Here is a 25,744-nt window from a genome sequence, read left to right as displayed (position 1 = left end):
TACCAACGAATGCAAAAGGAAAAAAGTTATGGCTCAACTGATCGACGCCTCGGAAGCGAAACAGAAACTGCAGGATCTCAAGGGCCGGATGCTGGCCCTGAAGGAGCATCTTTGACTTAGCCGGCAAGAAAGAGGAAGCAGCCAGGCTGGAAAAGGAGACCATGGATCCGGAGTTCTGGAACGACCAGGCCCGGGCCAAGAAGGTCCAGAAAGAGCTTGGTCAGCTCCAGGACATCATCGCGGTCTGGGAAAAAAATTTCGAGGAGCTGGAAGAGGCTGACATGCTGCTCGACATGGCCGTGGAGGAACGGGATGCCGAGACCTACGACGAGGTGGTCTCGAGTCTGGACGAGCTGCGCAAGCGGGTCGATGTGGTTGAAGTCCAGTGCATGTTCTCCGGCGAGCATGACATGAACAACGCCATTCTTACTATCCATGCCGGCGCCGGTGGCACCGAGGCCCAGGACTGGGTCGACATGCTCATGCGCATGTACCTGCGCTGGGCCGAGGACAAGGGCTTCAAGACCGACATCCTCGATCACCTGCCCGGTGACGAGGCCGGGACCAAGTCGGTCACTATCCTCATCAAGGGAAAGTACGCCTTTGGCTATCTTCGTTCCGAGGTGGGTATCCACCGACTGGTGCGGATTTCACCCTTTGACACCTCGGGCCGCAGGCACACCTCCTTTGCCTCGGTCATGGTCCTGCCAGAGCTCGATGAAACCATCGAGATCGACATCAATGAAAAGGATCTGCGCATCGATACCTACCGGGCCAGCGGCGCCGGTGGTCAGCATGTTAACAAGACGGATTCGGCCATCCGCATCACCCATCTGCCCACTGGTATCGTGGTCCAGTGCCAGAACGAGCGCTCCCAGCACCGGAACAAGGACATGGCCATGAAGATGCTCATGGCCCGGCTCTACGAAAAGGAAAAAGAGGAACAGGCCAGAGAGCAGGAAAACCTCCACGGCGACAAGAAGGAGATTGCCTGGGGCAGCCAGATCCGTTCCTATGTGCTTCAGCCCTATCGGATGATCAAGGACCATCGTACCGATCACGAGGAGGGCAACGTGGATGCGGTCCTCGACGGTCGTCTGGACCCGTTCATCAAATCCTACCTGCTCTGGCAGCCATCGTAGTGGATGCCTCGGGGAAGGGGCAGCACCAAATCCTCGACAAGCTGGTGCGGAGCTGTGCCAAATGCGGATCCTGCTCGGTGGTTTGCCCGGTGTACCGGGTCAGCGGCCGGGAGTCGCTGACCGCGCGTGGCCGACTCCACCTCCTGGGAACCGGATTGGCCGGTCATTCTTCGCCACATTTCAGGGAGATTTTTTCCCGCTGTCTGCTTTGCGGCGCCTGTGAGTCGGTCTGCCCGCGTAACATCGAGGTAACCGAGGTGGTCAGCCTGGCCCGGAGCTGGTTTTCCCGGTTTTACGGGCCCCATGGCGTTGTCAGGGAGCTGGCCCGGATGACCCTGGACCATCCTGCGCTTCTGCAGATGTTGGTCCGGGCGGGTATCGGTTTCAAAAGACTGCGCTCCCTGCCGGTCTCCAGCGGGATGCGGATAAGGCTTGGTATCCTTGAGGAAGGAGCTGGTTCCGGTATGGTAGAGCCGCATCTCAAGGGAAAGGAGGGCGAAGACGCTGGTCCGGGGATTCAGTATTTTACAGGCTGCCTGGCCCGTTATCTGCAACCCTCGGTGGCCGGGGCGACACAGAAGCTGTGCCGGGTAGCCATCGGCAGTTTCGCTGTGGTACCCGGGGCCCAGGAATGCTGTGGCCTGGCCGCCTGGTCGGCCGGAAAACGTGATCAGGCCCGGGAGCTTGCTCGGCGAAACATCCAGGCCTTTGGTGGTTCTTCCGGCCCGATTCTGACCTCCTGCGCTTCCTGTTTTGCTCATCTTCAGAGGTATCCCGAGCTCTTTCTGGATGATCCTCCCTGGCGTGTGCGGGCCCGCGAATTCAGCAACCGGGTGCGGGAGTTTTCGGACTTTTTTCTCGCCCGCATGCAGGGTTTCCCGTTTGTCGCCCGGAGAGAGATGGTCCTTTTCTACCATGATCCGTGCCATCTCCGATTTTCCGCTCCTGGACGGGAAATGCCGAGAAAGCTGATCAAGCTTGTGGCAAAGGCGCATCTGGTCAATCCGGAGAAGCCCGGATCCTGTTGCGGCCAGGGTGGGCTTTTTCATATCGGCTGTCCTGATCTGTCGGAACGTATCTTTACCAGGGCGGCGAAAAAAGCCCTGGCCCTGGGTCCGGAGATGGTGGTGACCACCTGTTCCGGTTGCCTCATGCAGTGGCAGCAGGGGATGGCCCGGAGCGCCAAGCCGGTTCCCGTGGCCCATCTTGCTGTTTTTCTTGCCGATTGTCTTGGGCAGGATACAGAGAAAATCCCCGGCGAGGCAATGGTTGAGGCCGGGTAATAAAATCCTTGTCTGAAGGTGGTAGTGCTGCTAAGAGTGTGTCCTGGAAAGGCGTGTGCAGGCTGTGCACGAGATTAAGCAGCAGGGGCCGGGTTGAAAATTGTTGATTGTTGAGGCTTCCGGGCAGGTATTCAAGGGGTTTATCCGGTTTCATGGGAACAAGTATCCGTAAGGCACAGGAAGAACAGGAACAACGCATTCTGGCGCCGTATGCCTGCCTGAGTTGCGAGTCCCGGGGCCGGTTGCGGGATGAACCGGATCATTGCGATCTGCGTACGGTTTTCCAGCGTGATCGGGACAGGATCATTCATTCCAAGACCTTTCGCCGCCTCAAGCATAAAACCCAGGTCTTCCTGGCCCCGGCCGGAGATCACTATCGGACTCGGCTCACCCATGTGCTTGAGGTCTCCCAGATCGCCAGGACCATCGCGGTCTGCCTGCGGCTCAACGAGTACCTGACCGAGGCCATAGCCCTTGGGCACGATCTCGGGCATACTCCCTTTGGCCATGCCGGGGAGTTTAGCCTCAACCAGCTCCATCCCGGAGGATTTCGGCATTATATCCAGAGCCTGCGGGTAGTGGATTTTCTGGAAAATCATGGTGCGGGGCTCAACCTGACCTGGGAAGTACGAAACGGGATCATCAAGCATTCCAAGGGGTATCGTGATATCCTCCCCGAGGATTCCTCTGAACTGCCCGCAACCATAGAGGGACAGGCCGTCAGGGTGGCTGACATTATCGCTTATCTCAATCACGACATGGACGATGCCCTGCGGGCCGAGATGATCAGGGAAACGGACCTGCCCGGCCATCTGCGCCGGGTGATCGGCGATAACCCGTCGCGCCGGATCGATGCCATGGTCCGGGACCTGATAAGCGAGACCCTGCGCCACGACGATGGCCGGCTGCACCTCAGCCCGACGATGCAGGAGACCATCACCGAGCTGCGGGCCTTTCTCTACGATCATGTGTACCGGAACCACCTGGTCCATGCCGAGTTTGAAAAGGCGCAGAAGATCATCAGGGAACTCTACAGTTTCTTTATGGAACACGAGTTCCCCAACTGCTCCGGCATCCCTTTTGCCGAGCGCCCGTCCCTGAACGGGGTGGAAGATGAGCGGAAGAGGCACCGGCTGGTCTGCGATTTCATCGCCGGCATGACTGATCGGTACGCTCTTGACCTCTATACCCACATCTTCATACCCCAGCCGTGGAGTGTGCTTTAACATCCATGCAGGCTCCCACAGCCTGCATAACGAAAGATGAATGTTGATATGACGAAAAAATACGATCTGCCCAAGGCTTACGAGTTTAACGAGGTGGAGTCCCGCTGGTATGCATACTGGCAGGAACATAAAACCTTTGCCGCCACCATGGAGGATGGCAAACCCTCCTTTTCCATTGTCATTCCACCACCCAATGTCACCGGGGTGCTCCATATCGGCCATGCGCTCAACAATACTCTGCAGGATATTCTGGTCCGCTATCACCGGATGAAAGGTGACAATACTCTCTGGGTTCCGGGCACCGATCATGCCGGTATCGCCACCCAGAATGTGGTCGAGCGGCAACTGGCCAGCGAGGGAAAAACGCGCCACGATCTTGGCCGGGACAAGTTTATCGAGCGGGTCTGGCAATGGCGCGAGGAAAAAGGCGGCACCATCATCAATCAGCTCAAGAGGATAGGATCGTCCTGCGATTGGGACCGGGAACGGTTCACCATGGACGAGGGCCTGTCAAAAGCAGTCCGTGAGGTCTTTGTCCGCCTCTACAATGAAGGATTGATTTACAAGGGCGATTACATCGTCAACTGGTGCCCGCGCTGCCACACGGCCCTGGCCGATGACGAGGTGGAGCACGACCCCACAGACGGCAAGCTCTACCACATCCGGTATCCCTTTGCCGATGGTTCCGGGCATGTGGTGGTGGCCACCACCCGGCCGGAAACCATGCTCGGAGATACCGGCGTGGCCGTGCACCCCGAGGACGAGCGTTACCAGCACCTCAAGGATGCGGGTATCAGGCTGCCGCTTGCCGACCGTACCATCCCTGTGGTTTTTGACCGTCATGTCCAGCGGGAGTTCGGTACCGGCGCCCTCAAGGTGACCCCGGCCCATGATCGGGATGACTATGAGATCGGCCTGCGTCATAATCTGGAGATCCTCAAGGTCATGGACGATCATGGGGTGATGAACGAGGCCGCCGGCATGTACGCAGGTCTGGACCGGTTCGAATGCCGCAGGAGGATTGTCGAAGACCTGCGGGCGCAGGGCTTCCTGGAGAAAATCGAGGATTACCAGCATGCAGTGGGTAAATGCTATCGCTGTTCCACAGTGGTCGAGCCTATCACCTCCAAGCAGTGGTTTGTCTCGGTCCGGCCCCTGGCGGATAAGGCCGTTGAGGCGGTTCGGGAAGGGAAAATACGTATTTTCCCCAACACCTGGTACAACACTTTCTACTCCTGGATGGATAATATCCGTGACTGGTGCATCTCGCGCCAGATCTGGTGGGGGCATCGGATTCCGGCCTGGACCTGCCAGGACTGCGGCGAAGTGATCGTGGTCTCCGAGGATCCGGACAACTGTCCCAGGTGCGGTTCCACCCGGCTCGAACAGGAGACCGATGTGCTCGACACCTGGTTTTCCTCGGCCCTGTGGCCGTTTTCCACTCTGGGCTGGCCGGAAAACACCAGGGAACTGCAGACTTTCTATCCCACCTCGGTCCTGATCACCAGTTTTGACATCCTTTTTTTCTGGGTCGCCCGGATGATGATGATGGGTATCCATTTCATGGGTGAGGTACCTTTCCACGATGTGTACCTGCACGCCCTGGTCCGCGACAAGCACGGCAAAAAAATGTCCAAGTCGACCGGCAACGTGATCGATCCACTGGTGATGATAGAGAAATACGGTACCGATGCCTTTCGTTTCACCCTGACCGCCTTTGCCGCCCAGGGACGGGAGATCCGCATGGATGAAGACCGGATCGAGGGTTACCGCCACTTCATCAACAAGTTGTGGAACGCCGCCCGTTTCGCCCAGATGCACATCAAGGACTGTGATCCGGCAATCACCAGGGTTGCCGATAAACAGGAATCACTGCCCCTGCAGCATCGCTGGATCCTGAGCCGGCTGGGTAAAACCATCGGTGACGTGCGCCGGGCCCTGGATGGCTACAACTTCAACGAAATCGCCTCGGCCATCTATCAGTTTACCTGGCACGAGTTTTGTGACTGGTATGTGGAGTGGATCAAGTCCGAACTGTACGGTGAAGATGCGGCCAGCCGGGAGCAGGCCCGGGGCGTTTTGCTGACTGTACTGGAGAATATTCTCAAGCTGCTCCATCCCATCGCACCCTTTGTCACCGAGGAGATCTGGTCGGTGCTGCCCGGCGAGCGTTCCACCATCATGCTCGAACCCTTTCCCGAGGCTCGACCGGAGTGGGAGGATGCGGACGCTGAACAGGAGATGGGTCTGCTCATGGACGTGATCTCAGCAGTCCGCACCATCCGCAGTGAGGCTGAACTGCATCCCACCGCCAAAATAGAGGCCACGGCCATCTGTCCCGATCCTGGCAAACGCCAGCTGATCGAGACCTTTTCGCCGTCTATCGAGGCTATGACCAGGGCGGAAAAACTTCATGTCACGCCTGAGGCGGCAATCCCCGATGACGCCGGCCATGCCCTGGTTCAGGATGTGGAACTCTTTGTGCCGCTCAAGGGGCTCATCGACGTGGAAGCCGAGCTGGAGAAGCTTGCCCGGGAACGGACCAGGCTTGAAAAAGAGCTCAAACGGGTAGAGGGCAAGCTTGGCAATGAAAAATTTCTTACCAATGCCCCCGAGGCCGTGGTCGAGAAAGAACGGGAGAAACAGGCCGAACTCCACGCCCGGCTGGAGAAAAACCAGGCCAACCGGACCCGGCTGGAAAAGCTGCTCTGAGCGGGACAGTGAGCAGGCGATCCTCTGCGGAAACCGGTCATCTTGAATCGTAGCCGATCGGCCCCACCCTTACGATGGAGGACAGCGGTATGGATACCTTCCTTCTTGACCTGCATCTGCGCCGTTTTGTGGAAGAAGACCTGGAGCACGGCGATATCACCACTGATGCGATTTTCGACAACCATGCCACCGGCCTGGCCACCTTCGTCGCCCGTCAGGACATGGTGGCCTGCGGCATGGAAAAGGTTGCGGCCCGGGTTTTTTGCCTCCTGGGCACAGGCACCCTGACCTTCGGCCAGATAGCCAGGGATGGCCAGGAGTGTGGAAAAGGAGAGGTCCTTATGACGGTGAACGGCCCGGTCCGTGCCCTGCTGCGGGGAGAGCGGGTGGCGCTCAACCTGGTTCAGAGACTTTGCGGCATCGCCACCCTGACCCGCCGGTTTGCAGACCGGGTGGCCGGTACCGGGGCCAGGATAACGGATACCCGCAAGACCACTCCGGGTTTGCGGATGCTGGAAAAATATGCGGTTCGAACCGGAGGCGGGGTCAATCACCGCTACTCGCTTTCCGACGGGGTGCTGATCAAGGACAACCACATCGCCGCCTGCGGGTCCATCACCGAGGCGGTGGAGCGGGTGCGGAGCAGCGTTCCCCATACGATCCGTATCGAGGTGGAAACCGATACCCTGGACCAGGTGCGTGAATGCCTGGAATGCCGGGTGGATGTGATAATGCTCGACAACATGGACCTTGAAACCATGCGTGAGGCCGTCTCCCTGGTGAACGGGTCCGCCCTGCTGGAGGCCTCGGGAGGCGTAACCCTGGAAACCGTGCGGGATATCGCCACCACAGGGGTGGATCTGATCTCGGTGGGAGCGCTCACCCATTCGGCTCCTGCCTGCGATATAGGTCTGGACTGGATCTGAACTCAAAGCGCAAATGCCTCGTCTTTTTGTAGCCATTGACCTTCCAGCCGATATCACCACTGGGCTTGGTGATATCTCCTGCGGCCTGCCCGGTGCCCGCTGGGTCCCGCCTGATCAGCTGCATCTGACCCTGCGTTTCATCGGCGATGTGGACGGTGGGGTCTTTGCCGATGTCCGCGAAGTCCTGGCCGGAGTACGCTCCCAATCTTTTTCCCTGCGGATCAAGGGGGTCGGCTTCTTTCCGCCGCGTAAAAGGCCGCGGGTGATTTGGGCCGGGATCGAGTCAAGCGACGAACTGATTCTGCTGCAGAAGAGGGTCGAAAACACACTCGTTGCCTGTGGCCTGGCCCCGGAGGGGCGAAAGTTTTCGCCCCACATCACCCTGGCCCGGCTCAAAAACACACCGCTTTCCAGAATAACAGGTTTTCTCGCTCAGCATGCGCTGCTTGCCAGCCGCTCCTTTACCGTGGACAGGTTCCTGCTCTATTCCAGTGTCCTTGGGCGTAGCGGGGCAAAGCATTATGTGGAAGAGGAGTACCTGCTGCAGGCTGCCGGCAGGTAGAGGTGCAGGCAGGTGTGCAGTCGTTCGGAGTTGGCTGCGGACGGTTGCGGGCGGCCAGGTCCATGCCAGGTGGGTGGCCGGGAAACCGGGGTGAAGCCAAGACCCAGGTGCAGGTGCATGGAGATGTTGTTGTCCGGCCTGACAAAGGAGAACAGTTGCCTGCCCTGGCAATGTTCCCCGGTATAGCGGATCGCCAGGCGCAGCAGCCGCCCACCGATTCCCCGGCCCTGCCAGGACCGGTGGACCGCAAGGCCCCGGATGGTCCAGGTCTTTGAGGGGTGTCTGGAGCTCAGCCGCAGGTACCCGATGACATCGTTATTGATCCGGGCTACAATGATCGGCCTCGTTCTGCTCCACTGGCCGGGACGGCCGTGACCCGGCCACCACGGGAGAATCGGTTCCGGACGGGCGGGGTACGGACGATGGTAGATACGGTAGGAGATCATGGGTTTTTGTGGCTGTGCTCCTCCATACTATCTGTCGGCGAACTGTTTTGCAGGGCATAAAAAAAGGGTTTACAGGATATCATGAAATCCTGTAAACCCTGCAGTTTCGCTGGAGGCGACGACCGGATTCGAACCGGTGAATAATGGTTTTGCAGACCACTGCCTTACCACTTGGCTACGTCGCCTCTTCTGTGACGGCACTTTATAACACAGTTTTTGATTTTGACAAGGGGAAATCACGAAAATGGCTGCCACCCTGGAAACATTGGTTCAGGATAACGAGAAACAGCTTCGCGAACTGGAGTCGGTTATCGGTTATCAGTTCAAGGATATCAGCCTGTTACAGTTGTCGCTTATCCACAGTTCCTTTGCCTTTGAGCGGCTCGGCTCTGGATTGCACAATGAAACCCAGGAATTTCTGGGCGACGCGGTATTGGATCTCACGGTGGGGTACATCCTGTTCAAGCGGTTTCCGGAGATGCGGGAGGGCAAGCTGACCCGGATCCGTTCCGCCCTGGTCAACGAGTCCGGGCTTGCCAGGATGGCCCGCAAGATTAATCTGGGAAAATACCTGTTGCTGGGCAAGGGTGAAGACGCCTCAAAGGGGCGGGAGAAACCATCCATCCTCTCCTGTGCCTTTGAGGCGGTGGTGGGGGCGCTGTTTCTCGATGGCGGTTACGGGGCGGCCCTGGCGTTTGTTCAGCGAACCTTTGGGCCATTGATCGACGAGGGGCGGGACCGCCTTGTGCTGGCTGATGCCAAATCGAGTCTGCAGGAAAAGCTGCAGGAAAAATACAACGAAGGGCCCCGGTATGTGCTTGAGAATGAGGAAGGTCCAGCTCATGCGCGTATTTTCACGGTCTCGGTCCGCTTTCGGGATGAGGTGCTCGGCACCGGTAGAGCGTCGAGCAAGAAGGAGGCAGAGCAGCAGGCTGCCCGGACGGCTCTGGACTCTTTTGCCCAGGATATACCCGCCCCTGCTGTCGACGATCAGGCAGTGGGTTGACTTTGGAGGTATACTCCCCTGTGGCCCGCCAGTTTCTCATCCCGGTTTTCATTCCTCACGAGGGATGTCCCCATTGCTGCGTGTTTTGCAATCAGCACCGGATCAGCGGGCAGTTCGAGAGGGTGACGGCCGCCGATGTCCACCGGATCATCGAGAACTGGCTCGGCTATGGCCGCGGCAACCCGGCAACGGTGCAGGTGGCATTTTTTGGTGGAAGTTTCACCGGGTTGCCCCGCGAGCGGCAGGAGGAGTTGCTGGGAGCGGTGCAGCCCTGGCTCGAGCGGAGCCTGGTCCACTCTATCCGGCTTTCCACCCGGCCGGACTATATCGATACCCGGATTACGGATTTGCTTTGCAGGTACCGGGTCGCGGTGGTGGAGCTCGGAGTCCAGTCCATGGACGACAACGAGCTCAAGTACTCCCGGCGCGGTCACCTGGCCCGCCATACCCGCCGCGCCATGGCGATTCTGCGTCGGGCCGGGTTGCAGGTCGGGGCCCAGCTCATGGTGGGCCTGCCAGGGTGGAATCGCCAAAGTTTGCGGGCAACCGTGGAAGAGGTCGTCACCCTGGCACCGGACTTTGTCCGTATCTATCCCCTGCTGGTCCTTTCCGGAAGCGAGCTGGAGTATATGTACAGGCAGGGGCAGTATCGTCCTCTTGGTCTTGAATACGCGGTACTGCTGACAGCCTGGATGAAAAAACGGTTTGACGCCGCTGGTATTTCGGTGGTACGCATGGGCCTCCAGGCCGGAGCTGAGCTCGAAGAGGCCCTGGTTGCCGGCCCGTACCATCCGGCGTTCGGTGAACTGGTCCAGAGCCGGATCATGCTGCAGAAGGCGAGAAAACTGCTCGCCGCCGCGTCTCCGGACAAAAGATATCTTTTGCGAATAAACAGCAGAGACCAGTCCATATTCCGCGGCATCAAATCCACCAACATGCGCCGCCTGGAACAGCTCGGTCTGCGTGACCGGTTCATCCTGCATCCGGTCCCGGACCAGTCACGCATGACCCTCAGTATGGTTCCTGTTTCCTGACAAACCAGCATGGCCGGGCCTGTTTGGTTGGGCACTCTTTCCGAAATGGACCTGTAAAAAGGCCGTTGCCATTACACTTATTAAAAAAATCGCAGTCACACATGCTCAGTATCAACAATCTCAATCTCCAGTATGGTCGCAAGCACCTGTTTCGAGATGTCTCGGTCCAGATCCATGACGGCGATCGCATAGGGCTTGCCGGAGTGAACGGGGCCGGTAAATCGACTCTTTTGAAAATCATGGTCGGCGAGATGGAGACCGATCCCGGCATTGTCAGCCGGGCCTCATGGTTCACGGTGGCCTACCTGCCCCAGGAAATCACCATCGAACTCACCAGCCGCAGCCTGTACGACGAAGCCGAGACCGCCTTTGCCGATGTACTTTCTTTTCAAGCGGAGATGGAACAGATCGGTGAGCGGTTGGCAACGCTTCCAGCGGATGATCCGGAGGTGGAGAGGCTCCTGGAGCGCCAGGGTGAACTGCAGCATCATCTTGAAGGGCGAGACGTCTTTCGCATCCGGCCCCAGATAGAACGTATTCTCTTCGGACTCGGGTTTTCGGCCGCAGATTTTGAAAAAGAGGTGGCCAGTTTTTCCGGTGGCTGGATCATGCGCCTGCTCCTGGCCAAACTCTTGCTGCGAAAGCCATCCCTTCTGCTCCTGGACGAGCCCACCAACCATCTGGATATCGAATCCCTCACCTGGCTTGAGGAGTTTCTGCTCCAGTATGACGGCGCCATGGTGATTATTTCCCATGACCGCTCTTTTCTTGATCGGGTCACCTCGATCACCTGGGAGCTCAGTCTTGGCCGGCTCACGGTCTACAAGGGCAACTACTCCCACTACCTGGAGGAAAAACAGCAGCGGCTCGAGCTGGAACGGGCGGCCTATGAAAACCAGCAGGCCAAGATCAGGCAGACCGAGCGGTTCATCGAGCGGTTTCGCTCCAAGGCCACCAAGGCCCGCCAGGTCCAGAGTCGGATCAAGCAACTGGAGAAGATGGAGCGGATCGAGCTGTCGGAAAGAGACCGCTCCATCCGGTTTTCCTTCCCGCCGGCCGCCCCTTCCGGCCGTGATGTTCTGACCCTGAAGGGTCTCCGCAAGGCTTTCGGTGACCGGGTGGTTCTCGATGGGTTGGATCTTCATCTCCAGCGGGGCGACAAGTTGGCAGTGGTGGGAGTCAACGGGGCAGGGAAGAGCACGCTTCTCAAAATTCTCGTCGGCATGGAAGATGCCGAGGGTACTGTCCGCATGGGCCACAACGTGATTCTTTCCTATTTCGGTCAGCACCAGGCTCAGGAGCTGCCGGGTGAGCAGAGTGTGCTTGATACGGTCTACCACGGGGCTAAGGATATGACCATCACCCAGGTCCGCTCTCTGCTCGGAGCCTTTCTTTTTTCCGGCGACGAGGTGGAAAAAAAGGTCAAGGTCCTGTCCGGCGGTGAAAAGAGCAGGGTGGCTTTGGCCAGGATGCTGGTGCGGCCAGCCAACCTGATGCTCCTTGACGAGCCTACCAACCATCTCGATATCTCCTCGCAGGAGGTTCTGCAGGAGGCCATGACCCAGTATGAGGGTACCATTGTCGTGGTCTCCCATAATCGCTACTTCACCAATTCATTTGTCAACAAGGTGCTGGAGATCCGTGACGGCAGGGCAACGCTGTACCAGGGCAATATCGACGACTATCTGAAGCTGAAGAAAGACGAGCCAGGCCGAATGATTGAGGAGTCTTCAGCCCGGAATTCCGATGACCGCTCCAGACCCGGCAAATCCAGGGATAAAAAAAATCTCCGTCGTCAGCGTGCTCAGCTCAGGCAGGAGCAGAGCAGGAAGCTGGGGCCCTGGAAGAAGCAGGCCCAGGCGGCAGAGAAGGAAATTGACCAGCTGGAAAAGCGCAAATCAGAGCTTGAACAGCTGATGGCCGATCCTGAACTGTATTCCGATTCGCATCGCTGGAGCAAGGTAAGTAAGGAATATGCCAAAGTGGAACGCCGGCTGGAACGCAACTACCAGAAGTGGGAAGAAGTCCAGGGAAAAATAGAGCGTATTGAAGCACAACTTAATGATTGAGGATGGTGAAATCAGCCGGCTGGCATATCTGTTTAATCCCGGTGTAACACTTGACAAAAAGAAGGGTGCCTAATATCAATCTGATATGAAGTGATTTGTAAAGCAGGTTTCAGGTTCATCCAGAGGGCAACGGACGGCTCTTTCAAAGTTAAGGAGGATAGCCATGAAAGCAGAAAGAACCATCATAATTGATTCATGTGGAAATAAGGGTTCGCTGTTCAGGAGCAAAGTTGTTGTCAGTGTCCTGTTTATGGGCATCATTATGTCTGTTTTCTCTGTCTTTGTTTCTTTGTCGTTGGCAAGTGAACTCACTGCCCGGGGTGACAGGGTCAGGGTTATGACCAGAAATCTCTATCTCGGGGCGGACATTTTCAGAATTGTCGATGCCCTCGTTGATCCGGATCCCCTGGCTGTTCCACGGACCGTGGCCGAGATTTACCATATCATGCAATACACTGATTTCACTAAGCGGGCCGAGGCGATTGCCGACGAGATCGAACGATTCAGTCCTGATCTTATCGGTCTGCAGGAGGTGACGAGAATTCGCCGTCAGAGTCCTGGTGATTTTATGCAGGGAAATACCGAATTGAATGCCAGTGAAGTTGTATACGATTATCTTGAGATATTAAATGATGCTTTGGCCGCCCGCGGGCTTGATTACCGGGTTGCCGCAGTGGTAACAAATGCAGATGTAGAGCTTCCCATGTTGACAGGACAGGATGACGACGACCAGCCTCTTTTTGATGATGTCCGGCTCACAGATCATGATGTGATACTGGTCCGCGGAGATGTGCTTACCGCGAATCCTCAGACATACAGCTATTCACACAGGTTGAGCTTGCCCATCAGTGAAGGGGTTGTCGTTCCGTTCAGTCGAGGCTTTGCTGCTGTGGATGTGGAGGTAAGGGGAGCGAGCTATCGTTTTGTCAATACCCACCTTGAGATTGGCGGAGCGACTCGTTACAGTCCATTTTCTCTGGTTCAGGCAGCTCAGATGCAGGAGCTTCTGGAAATCCTGTCACTGGAAACGAAACCTGTCATCCTGGCAGGAGACTTCAACAGTTCTCCGAAGGATCCCGAAAGTCAGCCTTATGCGCTTGCACTCGAATACGGCTATCGTGACGTCTGGACCATGAAAGAAAGAGAGACCAGAGGATATACTTGTTGTTTCAACGAAACTGTCGATGACCCATACGCCAGGCTTTATGAACGGATTGATCATATTTTCCTGCTCCCGCGGTACAGGGAGGTTGCAAAGGTACGTGCCATTCGTGTTGGGGCAAGAAATAACAGCCTGACTCCGGAAGGATTCTGGCCTTCGGATCATGCCGGGGTGGTTGCCGGGATAGTTTTTGGAGACAATTAGAGGGGCGCAACCGTTGAAAAAGACCACAGTCGCTCTCAGGATGTTGCATAACTTCGCCGATCGGTAGTTTTTGTTTTCGCGCTGTGGTCTTCGACGAACAGGAAGGTGGTTTGCGCTCGACAGCAGTTAACGGGAGGGTGGAATTACCCCTGATACGCCGGCAGGTTATGATCAGGGGTTGGTATCATTTCTGCACCAGTTCATCCGCAAGCCCAATCCATCCGCCCCCCATGGATTTGTAGAGCTTTATGATAGCGGCGTAAATGTTGCTTTTTGTCTGTACATTTTTGATTTGAGCAGAGTAGAGGCGTCTTTGGGCATCCAGCACGGTGAGGTATCGCAGGTACCCTGTGTCATAGCGGATTCTGGCGTAATTTTCATAGTCCTGCAGGACGGTTATGTATCGTTGCAGCTCGGCATACTGTTCTTTTTGTTTCTGCAGGTAGACCAGCGAATCGTTGACTTCTCTGAAAGACGTCTGTACGCTCCACAGGTAATCGTTGAGAACCTGACGGTATACAGCCTGGGCCTGTTGAAGCTCGCCGCTTATCTTCCCGCCTGTAAAAACAGAACCGGCAAGGTCTGAACCGAGACTCCACACATTGGCCGGGCCGGTAAGCAGTTCGGAAAGTTCCCTGCTTACATAGCCCAGTAAACCGGTTAATGATATCGAGGGAAAGTATTTTGTCTTGATGATGCCGATACGGGCATTGGCTGCGATAAGGTCCTGTTCTTTCTGGCGGATATCCGGTCTCCGGGACAACAGGTCCGAGGGGAGGCCGGCGGGTATATCCGGCGCATCAAGGTCCTCGAGAGAGCGTGTCCTGGGAATCTGTGTCTGGTTAAGCCCACATAACAGGTTGAGATGATTTTCCTGAATTGAAATCTGGTATTCTATTTCAGGGATCAGGACCCTGATTTCCTCATACGAGGAAAGGACCTGGGCCAGTTCAAGGTTGGATATCTGCCCTTTTTCCTTTTTGATCATGTAGACATTGAGCAGCTCTTTCCTGGTTTTGAGAGTATCGAGTGAAACTTTGAGTTTTTTGTCCAGGGTCAACAGGTTGATGTAGTTCAACGCCACATCGGTGATCAGGCTCATCACCACCGCCTTACGATTTTCTTCCGCACCAAGCAGTTGGGCTCTTGCTTCCTCGTTAGACCTGGCAATCCGGCCCCACAGGTCGATCTCCCAGCTTACAGGAAGCTGGAGAAGAAAGTTCGATCCAACTCTGTCCGTATAGAAATTGTCGGCGGCAGCGCTTTTCTGCTGCCGGGAAGCCCTGATATCGTACCCGAGCTGGGGATATTTCAGCGCAGTTGTCGCGCGCAGTCGACCCTGAAGTTCGTCGACCCTGTAAAGAGCGATTTTCAGATAGTTATTCTTTTCAAGAGCCTTGGTTATCAGCTCGTTGAGCAATGGATCGTGGAATTGCTCCCACCATTTACTGTCAGGTGCGGCGAGGTTTGCCGGCAGAGGTGTGCGCCAGTTTTCCGGGGCGGTAACGACAGGAGGTTTAAAATCTTCCGTAACAGCGCATCCCTGCAGGAAGCTTAGTCCGACCAGCATGAGGATTGCAGTTACAGCAATCGGAATGGTGTTTTTGCCGCGGCTGGATGTAATCGTGACCCGGCGGCAACCGGGGCGGCACCGTTCGGGTTCGGTCGCCGATCTTTTTGGGTTCCGTATCAAGGAGCGGAAAAAATGTGGTGTTGTTGCTGTTCCGTTGTTGCTGTTGTTCACTGTATCTCCGCACTTCTGAATAGGACAATCATCGTCTCTCGCTGTGTTTTGCACCAGACTGGCGATGGAAAGTTGTACGATGAGACGGTTATTTTTTAAATTTCTGGGCAAAAGTCCACGCTTTTTCGCTGGCGGAGATATATCGACCGTCTTCGGGAGTATTGCGCCGCCCGTGACCTCCCGGCCAGACGTGTCCGCCGTTTTTAATGGTGATCAGCTCAAAGGGGGCGCCATTGGCGCAGGTATAGGTTGTGTCCTTGATCACACCGTGGCGAATTTCCACTTTGGGTGAAGCGCAGTTTCTGGTTGCCGTCATCATCCTGACGGTTTCCTCGACCGAACGATGACGCACACCTGCCCTGCTGTTGTGCCCCCTCCCACCTTTATAGGGAACATTGTCGTCCATTTCTCCGTGGATATGGAGTACAGCGACCTGATTAGCACTGTCACTGCATCTGTCCACGGCCAGCGTTCCTGATACGGCAATAATGGCAGCGATTTTTTCCGGGATTTCGCAGGCCAGCCGGTATGCAAGCATGGCACCGTTTGAAAATCCAGCCACATAGACCCGCCGGGGATCGATACCATACTCGCTCTGCATCCTCTCGATGAGGTTTGAGATAAAGGCAACGTCGTCCACATTGAAACGGACTGCTGGTCCGCAGCAGGAGCCGGCGTTCCAGGTTCTCATGTTTTTAACCTTTCTCCGCATGGCATATCTCGGGGCAGTACCATTTGGATAAACAACGATAAATCCTTCCCTGTCTGCGACCTTGTTCATGCCTGTTGTCCGCTCCATGGCTTCGGCATTGCCCAATCCCCCATGGAGAACGATCATTAACGGTGGCGACTGGGAAGCTAAGGCAGAAACCGGCCTGTAGACGATGAAGCTGCGGTCCTGCCCGTGTACATTCAAACGCTCAAGTTTTCTTTCGCTCATATTGTTGTTTTTTATGGAGTCGGCAGTGGCTGCACAGCCGGTTGTCGTCAGGATGAGATAAGCAGAGATTAGTATAATAGTTTTGACGCGATGGAACATAATACTTCTCCGGTGTCTGTTGTTTGCCTGGCTTTCCTTTCCGGCAGGATCACCTTGGCCGCTCCTTGAAGTCTTGTCGGCCCGTCTGGCTGTCCGTGGGTGAAAATGGTGTTTTTTATAGGTGCTAATTTAATCTTCCTGCGAGCTTAGATAGTCCAGGAATGCATCTTCTATTTCCTTTATTTGGGCAAGTTCGTTGGTTAGCTCTTTACATATGGCCTCAAACCAGCGGATCGTTGACTCGATTTTTTTCCGTTCGGCAATGATTTCATGGATTGGCGCATTGGCAGGCAGCCGGCCTTTTTCGTCGAAAAAAAATTGAATGGCCTTGGCTACCTGACGGTTCAGATTGACATATTCAATCTGTTCTTCAATGAAGCTGCGGACCTGGGCTGAGCGAAAACGGGTTATCGTTGCCTGTCTGAGCGCCTTGAGAGATTCGGGCAGATCTTCTGGTGTATTGTTTCCGCTCTCTGGATCCGTATCCAGGAGTCCTATAGGTTGCCTGGTGCCAGGTTTCTGCTTTGGCTCTGTCTGTCGCTCGTCGGTCATCTCTGGAGTTGGTCCTTATGGTGGTCTTGATACAGGTTATGCGGAAATGGCTACGGTGACGGGTACCGCATGACGCGCCTTGGTCTATAGTCAGTGATAGCCGAAAGCGCGGGCCATGTCCATGACTTCAGGATAAAGCCGCTGCCCGTCATCCCGCCAGGGAAGAGGTCCCTCCAGAGGAGGGGGCTTGGGTTTGTGCTGGCGGAAACTGGGCCCTCGGAGAAAGTTCGGGTCATTACCGTAGAGGGCATTTATAGGGCCGAAACAGGCAAATGGGGAGCGCTCCGGATGCATCATCTCGTCAATGGACGCGTCGTCGTCGCGAATACCGAGCCATTGACATATTTGGCGCAGGTACCGGACAGGATGCTCCATTAACTTTTCACCCTGCAGACGCATTTTGTTTTCTTCGGGTACCATGTCGAGAAAGTTCATTATGGTGATGTTGATATTGTACCATGCGATCTGTGGCTCGATGATAGCTCTGTCTTTTTGAAACTCCAATGCGTTGACCCAGAGGGCAAAGATGCCATCGTTGAGTTTCATCACCGACTTGCATTGGGCCACTGGATGACGAACAAGATGGATGAAACGGGCATCCGGGAATGTTTCGAGTATTCTCTGCAGATAACGGAGCGACAGAGAATACAGAGGGCTTTTTTCGACAATGATAAGCGGATCTAGTTTGTCGGCCAGTTCCCGGTATACTTCTCCTGAACTTCGTTCCTGTCGGGCTGCAGCCCAGTGATTGGCCATGAGAACGGTAGCTGCGGTTTGTTCGCCCCCGTATATTTCGGCCACCGCCCGCAGCAAGCCATTTCTGCGCTTTGGTTGTGTCACGTTGTCTGTGGGTTTGCGGCGCCACAGGTCCTTGAGTTGTTTAACGTTGAACAGGTTCAGCTCCGGCAGACCAAAGGTTTGCGGATGCTGACCGATCATTGCGTTGATGACGGAAGTGTAGGAACGTGGCGGAGCCAGCAGGAAAAGAGGGGGTGCCATCCGGTACTCTTTATTTCATTCCTTCCACAAAGGGAACCTCGAAACACTTTTCGTGCATCACTGGCCCATGGCCGAAATAGCCGTCTTCGCCAAAGAGTTCACCATGATCCGAGGTGACGATAAACCACGTGTTCTCAGGGGTTTTCTCCATGAGCCGGCCGATCTGTCTGTCCAGGTACTCGACACACTTGACCTGTTGCCTGTGCAACATCCGCATCTGCTCGGGATCAAAGAATTTTTCACGAGAGCTTTGCTTTTGGTCTCTTTTGTCCAGGGATTTGAAGACCCCATGTACGCCGGAGATATGAGGCAGTTGATCGTCATTGAGCATGTAGGGATAGTGCGTCTCGCCGAGATTGAGAAAGTAGTAGTGCGGCTGATCAGGAGAGAAGACCATTTCGTCGATCATTCCGGAGAAATCATTATGGTTCTCCATGAGCTTGTAATCATCGAAATCACGGCTGATCAACGTGAATTTATTCAATACAGGCAGTGAAACCCGGGCAATGGTTCTGTAGCCCAGTTTACCCAGGACCCGCGGCAGGGAAATTTCCGGTAGAAAATTCTTGAAAGAGATATCGGGCAGCCCTGTTCTGTCCGTCCACAGGACAAACTCTTCCTTGTACACTGTGGAGGCAAAAACGCCAACCGGACTGGTATGCGGCATCATGCCCATGGTAAAGGCGTAGTGGGAGGGGGCTGTCCAGGAGGCATAGGTGTACCGCTTCTCAGCGGTGCCGATCCGGTCGATATTGGGGGTGTCCGCCATGGTGAAGGTGTCATAGCGGCAACTGTCCATGATTATAAATACAATATTGTTTGCCATCTTACTGTCCAGAAAAAATGTAATGGTGTCGTTTCCGGTCCTCTCTTGAGGCTCGGGAGAGATAATTATCTGATATGCCAGTGAAAAGCTGACGTGCGCAATGAAGATGGCGTCGCAAAAAGCCTGATCTACTGCGTTGTAGCGGGTACGGCCAATGCTCGACGTCCCATGGGTACGCCTCCGCTTGGCCGACACCGCTAAGCCTCGGAGTCTCACTCCGTTCGCTTACCTGTATATCGAACTTTTATGCTTAGCCATCTTTAAAGTGTAATGGACTTTTTACGATTCCAGCAATGAATGCTGCATCAAAATTCTGTTTGAAACGCCTGTGTTTTTCCCAGCACCGAGTTCTTGAGCCTTGGTTTTACTTTCAACTGTCTGCTACGGCAGCCAGGACCAGATTTCTATTCTCGCGAATCTCCTCAGGCCCATGGACAGGATGTTCCACAGGGGAAGTTCATCGCTCTGTATCTTCGCGTAGCCGGTCATTCCTGACCTGATGGTGCCATCGCGGTTTTCAAGGGTTACCATGACGCTCATGAATTTTCCAAACTGTCCTTCGGTGATATCCGGACCAATGCTTGTCACTGTGCCATGAAATGCCAGGTTTTCATAGGCCAGCGGGCGGAGTTCGGCAGATGCCCCGGTCCGGACGAAATCTATGTCCACCTCAGGTATATTGATCTGGGCGGTCACCCTCTCGGTATTCTCGGCCAGGGCAAATGGTTCACCTTTTTCGAGAAAACTTCCGATTTTCTGTTTCAGTTGCAGAGTGGTCACGGTGCCGGTGAAAGGCATACGCAGCACGGACTGGTCGATCAATCTTTGATAGTAGTCCCGCATTTCTTTGAATCGCTGCAGTTTGGCCATGGCCGCCTCAAGTTCTTCCCGGGCGACACCAGCGTCCGTGAGGGCCAGGTTGGCGGTGCGCTCTTCTTCCTGCATTTTGTCAACATTATACTGTTTTTCGATATCGGCAAGCTCTTCCAGGGAAATAGCATCTTTGAGGAACAGTTCCCGTGCCCGTTTCAGCTTTGCTTCGCTGAATTTGACCTTGGTCCTTTCGACTTCAAGGCTTCTCAGGGCCAGGAGATGTTCTTCGGGACGGGGCTTGGCTTTCAGATTGTCGATGATTGCCGCCTGTTCCTTGACCTTGAAAGCATAGAGGTTTCTCTGGTACTCGAACTCGGATGAGTCGAGAACAGCGATGGGCGTGTCGACGGCAACTGTTTCGCCTCCGTTGAAATAGACTTCCTTGATAATACCGGGATAGTTTGAGGTTATTTCCTGTTGTTTACCCGGGATGATGACAAAATTTCCGCCGGGATTGTATCTGCAGGGCACCATCAGCAGCAGGGCGGTGATCAGTGCGACAGAAGTCCAGACAACCGATTTGGTAATATTTTTCTGACGGCCGGGGATAATATTGTCACTGGTGTCGGGAGCCAGACGTTTGCGCCATCGTTCAAACTGAACGGAACGTTCGTATTGCTCGGCGATTGTTTTGAGCTGTCGCCAGATCCGGTAACAGACTGCCGCAAAGAGAAGAGCGGTTACAAGTATTCCGGCCGGCCCTATCTGTATCTTGAGGAAGTGCCCGACAAAGTAGAAGCCGACAGTGATTACGGTCAGCAGGCAGAGCATGGACAACAGGGCATAGGCGCTGAGAATAGCGCTGTCTGCCGATGTATAGACCCGTCCGTGCAGTTTGTTCAGCAGGGTTTTATATGCCTTTTCCTTGAGATACGGTTCGTTGGCATAGGCGGAGAGCAGATAGTATCCGCTGCTCTTGATAAGCGGGTTGGCAGTAATAAGAAAAGAAACACCACTGATCGTGGCCAGAGAAAGGCCAAACAGGGATTGCCCTGCGGCCTGTCCTCTTGTGATATACCACAACAGAATGCCGAAACTGAAGAGCGCTATCCGGACGACCAGAGGGGTGGCATGCAGCCATATTCTTTCACGCCTGCTGAGCTGCTGGACATGGCCGATACGGAGCATGAAGCGAGGCAGAAAACCGAAATAGAAAACCAGGCACACCGCCCGGACCGTAGCTCGAAAAGAATGGGCCACAAATGCCGTGGCGATTGTCACAGCGAGATTCACTGTGATCATGCCCAGGAGGATGTGTTCAAGAAAGGTTATATTGTCAAGTACATAGGATATATCCTGTTCTATCAGGACAAAGTATTTTGTCGCGATGTAGAGCGAGACAAAGAAAAAGGTCGGTATCAGATAGGTGGAGTATCGGAGAGGGGCTACAAGCGGCGTGAGTATCTTGAGCAGCGGGCTGGGGTCGAACAGCTTGAATCCCCGGAATGAAACGCTGTCATCCATTCCGATGACATCCTTGATTCCGGCTGGCAATTCCTCGTCGGAAACCGTTTTACCGCTGGTTGCTGTCGAGGCCTTCCCCTCCTTTTTCGCTTTTAACCCTTCAAGAATCGGGTGAGAAAAGGCCTGTATTCTGAAAATCTTTTTTTCTTCAACCTGTTCGAACAGTTTTTCGGCCTCGTCAATCGTCAGTGGACGACCGAACCGGTCTTCGAATATAGAGGAGAGTTTTGCGAAGTCCTCGCAACCGACCAGTACCTCGAGGACAAAAAACTGCCAGGGTTCAAAATAATGGGATTGCCGGGTGTGTTTGTCCCGTATGATATAGGTCTGTTGCTGCCCGTCATCGACCCGGAAGGCCTGCAGGTCTTTTTTCAGCAATGCCGGAACTGCAACTTTTTTTGCTTCTTCTGCCACTTTATTCGTTTCCTTGTCTATGTTGCATCTGTTGATGTTTTCGTTTTTCTGGTCCCGAGGAAGATTTCGCATCCCCCCCGGGGATTACGAACGTATTTATGACCTCCCAGGGGCATGACCTTGGGGCCGAACGGATTTGCCGTTCCGAGGAACAATCCTGCAGGAGAGGCGACCATGGTTCGCAGGCCGATATTGTAAGGATTGCCCATGCCATTGGTTGTCACCGGGATCCAGTTTTCTCCATCATAGGAACGGAAAAGATCGAAACCTGCATGGTTGTCGATAATAAACTTTTCGCCCAGTTCGTTTACGATATTGACGAAACTCTGCGGCCAGCTTTCTCTTCTGGCATACGGTATCATGATACTCCAGTCAAAGGTGGACAGGTAGAGCCAGTCACCATAGGCGCACATTTTCCAGAAGTAGCCGTTAAAAAAGTTGTCAAATCCTGACAGATAGCCGGAAAGGGGATATTTGTGGCCGGCAGGGGTGTTCCTTTCCTCGCCAACGATCAGGTCCCAGGAGCCGTCGGTATGAATCCGGATGAGTTCCGGTGGCGCCGGACCGATGTTGTTCTGCCTGTCGATACCGCCGCCCTGGATGGCGCTGCCGACATAGAGGGCTCCCTTGAAGGGATACATGCTCAGGACACATTGATTATGTTTACCGCGGTAGGCCCCTTTTTCGATTATCCGTTCCCAGCGGTACGGCGGTTTCCCTTCGGCGTCGGTTCGCCAGACCTGGTATCCTCCCAGGTTGAAGGTGCCGACATAGAGATAGTCTCCAAACCCTACTATCTCAAAAACAGTCTTGTTACCGATATCGCCGAAACCGAAGTCGCTCACCGGCTCCCATTGCCCGGCGGCCGGGTTCCGGCTTTCGTACACAATGGAATGGGACGAGGTATTGGGGTTACCTCCCCGGGCACCTGCCGGAGTCGTGTAGAGCCGTCCTTTGAAGGTGGCCAGGGTTCTGATGGTGGTTACCGGCAGGCCGATCAGGCCGGGTTCGCAGCTTATGTCGAAATTCCGCCCATCTTCAGTCCGCAGGAGTACCGGCCCCCGACCCTTTGCCGGTGACCAGGTGGCCACGTAGAGGGCCGGTGGATTTTCCTCTTCGTTGACCACCATTCCCCTGTAGCCCAGTTCCCTGGGGATGGGTTTGCCGTGGCTGCCGGTGATGACCGGAGACTTGAATACTCTCTCCCAGGTATCGGTATCGGGATCGTAGCGCCAGATTTCGGCCCGCAGGTCAAGGTCAAAGGGCTTCTCCGGACATTCCACCGGCCATGGGTCCAGCGCGATGGGCAGTCGCGCCTTCATGAGAGGGAAGTTTCCCCTGGTCGTCGCAACATAGAGATGGCCGTTGAACCACGCCATGGAGTGGGCGTAGGCGTTGAGGCCGTCACCGAAGCCGCCATAGGCGATGAGACGAAAATCCTGCTGCCGCAGGCCTGGATGAATGGCGAGCCGATGGTAGTCAGTCACTGCTGAAGCCTGTGATCGTCATGGAGTTGGGTTGTTGCGGCTTTCTGTTCAATAGCCGAGCTGCTGACGCAGGGACGCGAAAGGTGGGGACTGTGATTTGCCCCAGAAGAGCTGACAGGTTTCAATCACTTCGTCCTGACGGGACAGGGGGAAGAAATGGCCCGCGTTGCGGAAGACATGGAATTCCACCTGTGGCCAGATATCCTTGAGGAAATGCATCGTGGGCAACGCCTGGGAATGTTCCCCGTACATGGCCAGAAGGGGAAGGTCCAGGCGGGACAACTTCTCCGGACTTAGGCCGTCAGGAGTCATGATTTCTTTTTCAGCCTCTTCTGTGGCGACAAGTTGAAGCCACTTCTCTGCAGTACGCCGGTCGAAACGACAGATAAGTGACCCCAGTGCCCGCTGAATCTCAGGGGCGAAATGTGCCTGGCCGACTTTCATTCTGGCTATTATCGTCAGCAGGTGGTAACCGAAAAAAGGATCGTCGCTGTTGAGGGCAATGTCATACCTGTTGAGCAGGTTGGCGATGTCTCGGCCCTGTTTCCAGAAGAATTTGCCGGCATTTTTTCTTCCTTCCGAAAGATGGGTGTCGGCAAGAACCAGGCTGGCAACGGATTTCGGGTTGCGGCAGGCATGGCACAGAGCCACGGCTCCACCAAAACTGTGGGCAAGAAAGTGTGCCTTTTCAATCCCCAGAAATTCCAGCAGACCTGCCAGATCCCTGGCCATGCTGTCGGGGGTATACCCCTTTTGCGGTACAGAAGAACGACCATGACCGCGCAGGTCGTAGAGGGTGACGTGGAAAGCGGCACTGAATTCCTCCACGTAGTGGGGACACCAGAATCCCATGCTGGTAGCCAGTCCATGGATCAGGACCAGTTCTTCGGCCACCTCGCTTGTCTTGCACTCAACTCGCATGTAGTTGAGTTTGATTCCGTTGATTTCGGTCAGGGGCATCGGCTATCACTCCATGTAGCCCAGCATTTTGAGCTGTTCCATAAGTCGTTTCTTTTCATCCTCGGGCATCGTCTCCGCTCCTGTTTCCTTTTTTTCCAAAACGGTTGGGTCCCCGAGGCGTATCGGCTTCTCCTGCAGACGGGAATCGGTAAACAGATCTTCGGGCACCCGTCCTTCCATGTTCCGCGGTACCTTCAGGCCCAGACTGTACAGCAGCAACGCTCCGGCATCGACAATGCTGGCTGGAGCCAGCAGCGCATTTTTTCTGATTCCTTTGCCGCAGGCAATAAGAATACCTTCCGGATGATGGGTGCCGGCGACTTCTTCCCGCGGCAAAACCACCGGCTTCTTGTTTTTTATGGAAACAAAACCGAAATCCCGCAGTACCAGGAGGAGATCCGGAGCCTCGTTCATGGCCGGACCGGGAAAGACATCCTCGCGTTTATGGATTCCGGTTATGATTTGTTCGCCGGTGGTCTGATCACGCAACTCGTTGAGATCTTGGATGAGTTGGTCTCTGAAGCGCTCGTAGTCCTCTGGCGGCACTCCCGGATCTTCGGGGTTTCTGGCAATCCGGATTGTGATGCCGTTACTGGAAGGGGTACTGCAGTAGGCTGTGGTCTTTGACCAGTCCAGATTGGCGAACATACTTTCTTCACGTCTTTTTGCGGCAGCGGTGTCGGGCATCTCTTTCCACTGCAGGTAGCCCTTTTCATACAGATAGGTATTGATGCGCACGACTTCATAAGTTGTGGTAAAGCCGTGATCCGAAACCAGAAATACCTGTGCGTCCGGGCCGGCCTTGGTGACCAGTCCTTCGATATAGCTGTCAAGATTGCGGAAATATTCCAGACAGAGTGAACGCATGCGGTGGTAGTATTCATCCCTCCCGGCTTTCTGCTGCGCCGGATCAAGAAATTGCCAGGCCTGATGCTGTATTTTATCGACACCATCGAACATTATCGCCATGAGGTCGGGTTGTTCTGTTTCCATCAGATAGCTGGCAATAGAGAACCAGAGACGCTCTCTGGGAAGATGGTAGCGAATCCATTCTTCTCTTTCCGTGGCGGAGAGTTCGGTAACCGCCTTTTTTTCAAGCTCGAAATCCCATGCCAGTTCCCGGGGGTTGAAGTCTGGCAGGTTCTGGCGCAGACGGTCGTACAGATCTTTGGGAGTGGTGTTGTTCCTGAGATGGCGCCAGGGAATAAAGCCGGGAATCATGACCCCGTTGATATCGTCTGGTGGCGGAGCTGTGAACGGGAAATTCAGGGCCACGATACATTGGCCGGCCTTGCTGGCCAGGGACCAAATTGTTTCAACCCTGCAGTCTCTCGCGTCATAAAGTGTGAAGAAAATGTCGTTGTCCGCCTCTTCGGAGCGGATAAAATCGTATATACCGTGATGTCCCGGAGAGTAGCCTGTCATCAGAGATACCCAGGCAGGCGGAGTAAGGGGATTGGGCGTTGAACGAAGAATTCCCCGCGATCCTTCTCTGTACAGTGATGCCAGAAAAGGCATGATTATTTCTTCTTCTCCGTGCTGGCCGGTCAGTGAGTCCAGAATGGTGAAGGTGGCGCCGTCAAGGCCGATCAGCAGTGTTTTTGTTCCCATGGT

20 protein-coding genes and 1 tRNA gene are annotated in these 25,744 nt (G+C 55.0%); 10 read left to right on the top strand and 11 right to left on the bottom strand.

Annotated elements, in window-relative coordinates; translation table 11 throughout:
• Nucleotides 1–28 precede the first annotated feature (28 nt).
• The 6 genes from prfB (at nucleotide 29) to thpR (ending at nucleotide 7,851) form a co-directional block, all read left to right on the top strand.
• Nucleotides 29–1,142, top strand: a protein-coding gene (gene prfB, locus ACXJJY_RS03980; RefSeq protein ID WP_456385412.1) for a peptide chain release factor 2 whose coding sequence is annotated in 2 segments (ribosomal slippage) — nucleotides 29–112 and nucleotides 114–1,142 — 1,113 coding nt in all. Because the reading frame shifts where the segments join, the coding sequence is not laid out codon by codon here.
• Nucleotides 1,142–2,425 (top strand): (Fe-S)-binding protein, encoded by a 1,284-nt coding sequence (locus ACXJJY_RS03975; protein WP_456385411.1) that lies wholly within the window; start codon nucleotides 1,142–1,144, stop codon nucleotides 2,423–2,425. The genes prfB and ACXJJY_RS03975 overlap by 1 nt, the downstream gene beginning before the upstream one ends.
• 152 nt (nucleotides 2,426–2,577) lie before the next feature.
• Nucleotides 2,578–3,651 carry a deoxyguanosinetriphosphate triphosphohydrolase gene (locus ACXJJY_RS03970; protein ID WP_456385410.1) on the top strand — a complete coding sequence of 358 codons (1,074 nt, stop codon included), beginning with the start codon at nucleotides 2,578–2,580 and terminating at the stop codon, nucleotides 3,649–3,651.
• A 48-nt stretch (nucleotides 3,652–3,699) separates the two neighbouring features.
• Entirely contained in the window at nucleotides 3,700–6,363 is a 2,664-nt protein-coding gene (locus ACXJJY_RS03965; RefSeq protein ID WP_456385409.1) for a valine--tRNA ligase, read from the top strand.
• A gap of 89 nt (nucleotides 6,364–6,452) precedes the next feature.
• A complete protein-coding gene (gene nadC, locus ACXJJY_RS03960; RefSeq protein ID WP_456385408.1) occupies nucleotides 6,453–7,289 on the top strand; it encodes a carboxylating nicotinate-nucleotide diphosphorylase in 837 nt (278 codons plus the stop codon).
• 13 nt (nucleotides 7,290–7,302) lie between these two features.
• On the top strand, nucleotides 7,303–7,851 hold the full coding sequence (gene thpR, locus ACXJJY_RS03955; RefSeq protein ID WP_456385407.1) for an RNA 2',3'-cyclic phosphodiesterase: 549 nt from the start codon (nucleotides 7,303–7,305) through the stop codon (nucleotides 7,849–7,851).
• On the opposite strand, the gene ACXJJY_RS03950 is transcribed toward thpR, so the two are convergent.
• Nucleotides 7,809–8,297, bottom strand: coding sequence for a GNAT family N-acetyltransferase (locus tag ACXJJY_RS03950; RefSeq protein WP_456385406.1), 489 nt, complete (start codon nucleotides 8,295–8,297; stop codon nucleotides 7,809–7,811). The genes thpR and ACXJJY_RS03950 overlap by 43 nt on opposite strands.
• Before the next feature lie 110 nt (nucleotides 8,298–8,407).
• Nucleotides 8,408–8,482 (bottom strand) — tRNA-Cys (locus ACXJJY_RS03945).
• A 59-nt stretch (nucleotides 8,483–8,541) separates the two neighbouring features.
• Between ACXJJY_RS03945 and rnc the strand changes: the two genes are divergently transcribed.
• From rnc to ACXJJY_RS03925, 4 genes are all read left to right on the top strand, one after another.
• Nucleotides 8,542–9,303: a ribonuclease III gene (gene rnc, locus ACXJJY_RS03940; RefSeq protein ID WP_456385405.1), complete on the top strand. Its 762-nt coding sequence runs from the start codon at nucleotides 8,542–8,544 to the stop codon at nucleotides 9,301–9,303.
• A complete protein-coding gene (locus ACXJJY_RS03935; protein WP_456385404.1) occupies nucleotides 9,300–10,337 on the top strand; it encodes an elongator complex protein 3 in 1,038 nt (345 codons plus the stop codon). Before rnc ends, ACXJJY_RS03935 begins: the two co-directional genes overlap by 4 nt.
• A gap of 101 nt (nucleotides 10,338–10,438) precedes the next feature.
• Nucleotides 10,439–12,406, top strand: a complete 1,968-nt coding sequence (locus ACXJJY_RS03930; protein WP_456385403.1) for an ABC-F family ATP-binding cassette domain-containing protein — start codon at nucleotides 10,439–10,441, stop codon at nucleotides 12,404–12,406.
• A gap of 163 nt (nucleotides 12,407–12,569) precedes the next feature.
• Nucleotides 12,570–13,772, top strand: a complete 1,203-nt coding sequence (locus ACXJJY_RS03925; RefSeq protein WP_456385402.1) for an endonuclease/exonuclease/phosphatase family protein — start codon at nucleotides 12,570–12,572, stop codon at nucleotides 13,770–13,772.
• Nucleotides 13,773–13,956: 184 nt separating this feature from the next.
• Here ACXJJY_RS03925 and ACXJJY_RS03920 read toward each other — a convergent pair whose 3' ends face one another.
• The 9 genes from ACXJJY_RS03920 to ACXJJY_RS03880 all read right to left on the bottom strand — a co-directional run bounded on the left by ACXJJY_RS03920 (nucleotide 13,957) and on the right by ACXJJY_RS03880 (nucleotide 25,741).
• On the bottom strand, nucleotides 13,957–15,342 hold the full coding sequence (locus ACXJJY_RS03920; RefSeq protein ID WP_456385401.1) for an efflux transporter outer membrane subunit: 1,386 nt from the start codon (nucleotides 15,340–15,342) through the stop codon (nucleotides 13,957–13,959).
• A 262-nt stretch (nucleotides 15,343–15,604) separates the two neighbouring features.
• A complete protein-coding gene (locus ACXJJY_RS03915) occupies nucleotides 15,605–16,555 on the bottom strand; it encodes an extracellular catalytic domain type 1 short-chain-length polyhydroxyalkanoate depolymerase (protein WP_456385400.1) in 951 nt (316 codons plus the stop codon).
• 129 nt (nucleotides 16,556–16,684) lie between these two features.
• Entirely contained in the window at nucleotides 16,685–17,107 is a 423-nt protein-coding gene (locus ACXJJY_RS03910; protein ID WP_456385399.1) for a hypothetical protein, read from the bottom strand.
• A 90-nt stretch (nucleotides 17,108–17,197) separates the two neighbouring features.
• The gene (locus ACXJJY_RS03905; RefSeq protein ID WP_456385398.1) at nucleotides 17,198–18,106 is read right to left on the bottom strand and encodes a sulfotransferase family protein; all 909 of its coding nucleotides are present in this window, start codon (nucleotides 18,104–18,106) and stop codon (nucleotides 17,198–17,200) included.
• 10 nt (nucleotides 18,107–18,116) lie between these two features.
• Nucleotides 18,117–18,932, bottom strand: coding sequence for a sulfatase-like hydrolase/transferase (locus tag ACXJJY_RS03900; RefSeq protein WP_456385397.1), 816 nt, complete (start codon nucleotides 18,930–18,932; stop codon nucleotides 18,117–18,119).
• A gap of 381 nt (nucleotides 18,933–19,313) precedes the next feature.
• Complete coding sequence (locus ACXJJY_RS03895) at nucleotides 19,314–21,683, bottom strand: HlyD family secretion protein (protein ID WP_456385396.1); 2,370 nt, start codon at nucleotides 21,681–21,683, stop codon at nucleotides 19,314–19,316.
• A gap of 17 nt (nucleotides 21,684–21,700) precedes the next feature.
• Nucleotides 21,701–23,170 (bottom strand): hypothetical protein, encoded by a 1,470-nt coding sequence (locus ACXJJY_RS03890; RefSeq protein ID WP_456385395.1) that lies wholly within the window; start codon nucleotides 23,168–23,170, stop codon nucleotides 21,701–21,703.
• 48 nt (nucleotides 23,171–23,218) lie between these two features.
• Nucleotides 23,219–24,130 (bottom strand): alpha/beta fold hydrolase, encoded by a 912-nt coding sequence (locus tag ACXJJY_RS03885; RefSeq protein ID WP_456385394.1) that lies wholly within the window; start codon nucleotides 24,128–24,130, stop codon nucleotides 23,219–23,221.
• A 6-nt stretch (nucleotides 24,131–24,136) separates the two neighbouring features.
• A complete protein-coding gene (locus ACXJJY_RS03880) occupies nucleotides 24,137–25,741 on the bottom strand; it encodes an alkaline phosphatase family protein (protein ID WP_456385393.1) in 1,605 nt (534 codons plus the stop codon).
• Nucleotides 25,742–25,744 lie beyond the last annotated feature (3 nt).

This window comes from Desulfolithobacter sp. (assembly GCF_054025815.1).
This window is presented reverse-complemented; position numbering and strand designations above follow the sequence as displayed.

Bases quoted from the DNA above. Each gene is read 5' to 3' on its own strand.
- ACXJJY_RS03915 (WP_456385400.1), bottom strand. From the start codon at position 16,555: ATGTTCCATCGCGTCAAAACTATTATACTAATCTCTGCTTATCTCATC.
- ACXJJY_RS03930 (WP_456385403.1), top strand. From the start codon at position 10,439: ATGCTCAGTATCAACAATCTCAATCTCCAGTATGGTCGCAAGCACCTG.
- ACXJJY_RS03880 (WP_456385393.1), bottom strand. From the start codon at position 25,741: ATGGGAACAAAAACACTGCTGATCGGCCTTGACGGCGCCACCTTCACC.
- ACXJJY_RS03950 (WP_456385406.1), bottom strand. From the start codon at position 8,297: ATGATCTCCTACCGTATCTACCATCGTCCGTACCCCGCCCGTCCGGAA.
- ACXJJY_RS03900 (WP_456385397.1), bottom strand. From the start codon at position 18,932: ATGGCAAACAATATTGTATTTATAATCATGGACAGTTGCCGCTATGAC.
- rnc (WP_456385405.1), top strand. From the start codon at position 8,542: ATGGCTGCCACCCTGGAAACATTGGTTCAGGATAACGAGAAACAGCTT.
- ACXJJY_RS03905 (WP_456385398.1), bottom strand. From the start codon at position 18,106: ATGGCACCCCCTCTTTTCCTGCTGGCTCCGCCACGTTCCTACACTTCC.
- ACXJJY_RS03910 (WP_456385399.1), bottom strand. From the start codon at position 17,107: ATGACCGACGAGCGACAGACAGAGCCAAAGCAGAAACCTGGCACCAGG.
- nadC (WP_456385408.1), top strand. From the start codon at position 6,453: ATGGATACCTTCCTTCTTGACCTGCATCTGCGCCGTTTTGTGGAAGAA.
- ACXJJY_RS03970 (WP_456385410.1), top strand. From the start codon at position 2,578: ATGGGAACAAGTATCCGTAAGGCACAGGAAGAACAGGAACAACGCATT.
- ACXJJY_RS03965 (WP_456385409.1), top strand. From the start codon at position 3,700: ATGACGAAAAAATACGATCTGCCCAAGGCTTACGAGTTTAACGAGGTG.
- thpR (WP_456385407.1), top strand. From the start codon at position 7,303: ATGCCTCGTCTTTTTGTAGCCATTGACCTTCCAGCCGATATCACCACT.
- ACXJJY_RS03920 (WP_456385401.1), bottom strand. From the start codon at position 15,342: ATGCTGGTCGGACTAAGCTTCCTGCAGGGATGCGCTGTTACGGAAGAT.
- ACXJJY_RS03885 (WP_456385394.1), bottom strand. From the start codon at position 24,130: ATGCCCCTGACCGAAATCAACGGAATCAAACTCAACTACATGCGAGTT.
- ACXJJY_RS03925 (WP_456385402.1), top strand. From the start codon at position 12,570: ATGAAAGCAGAAAGAACCATCATAATTGATTCATGTGGAAATAAGGGT.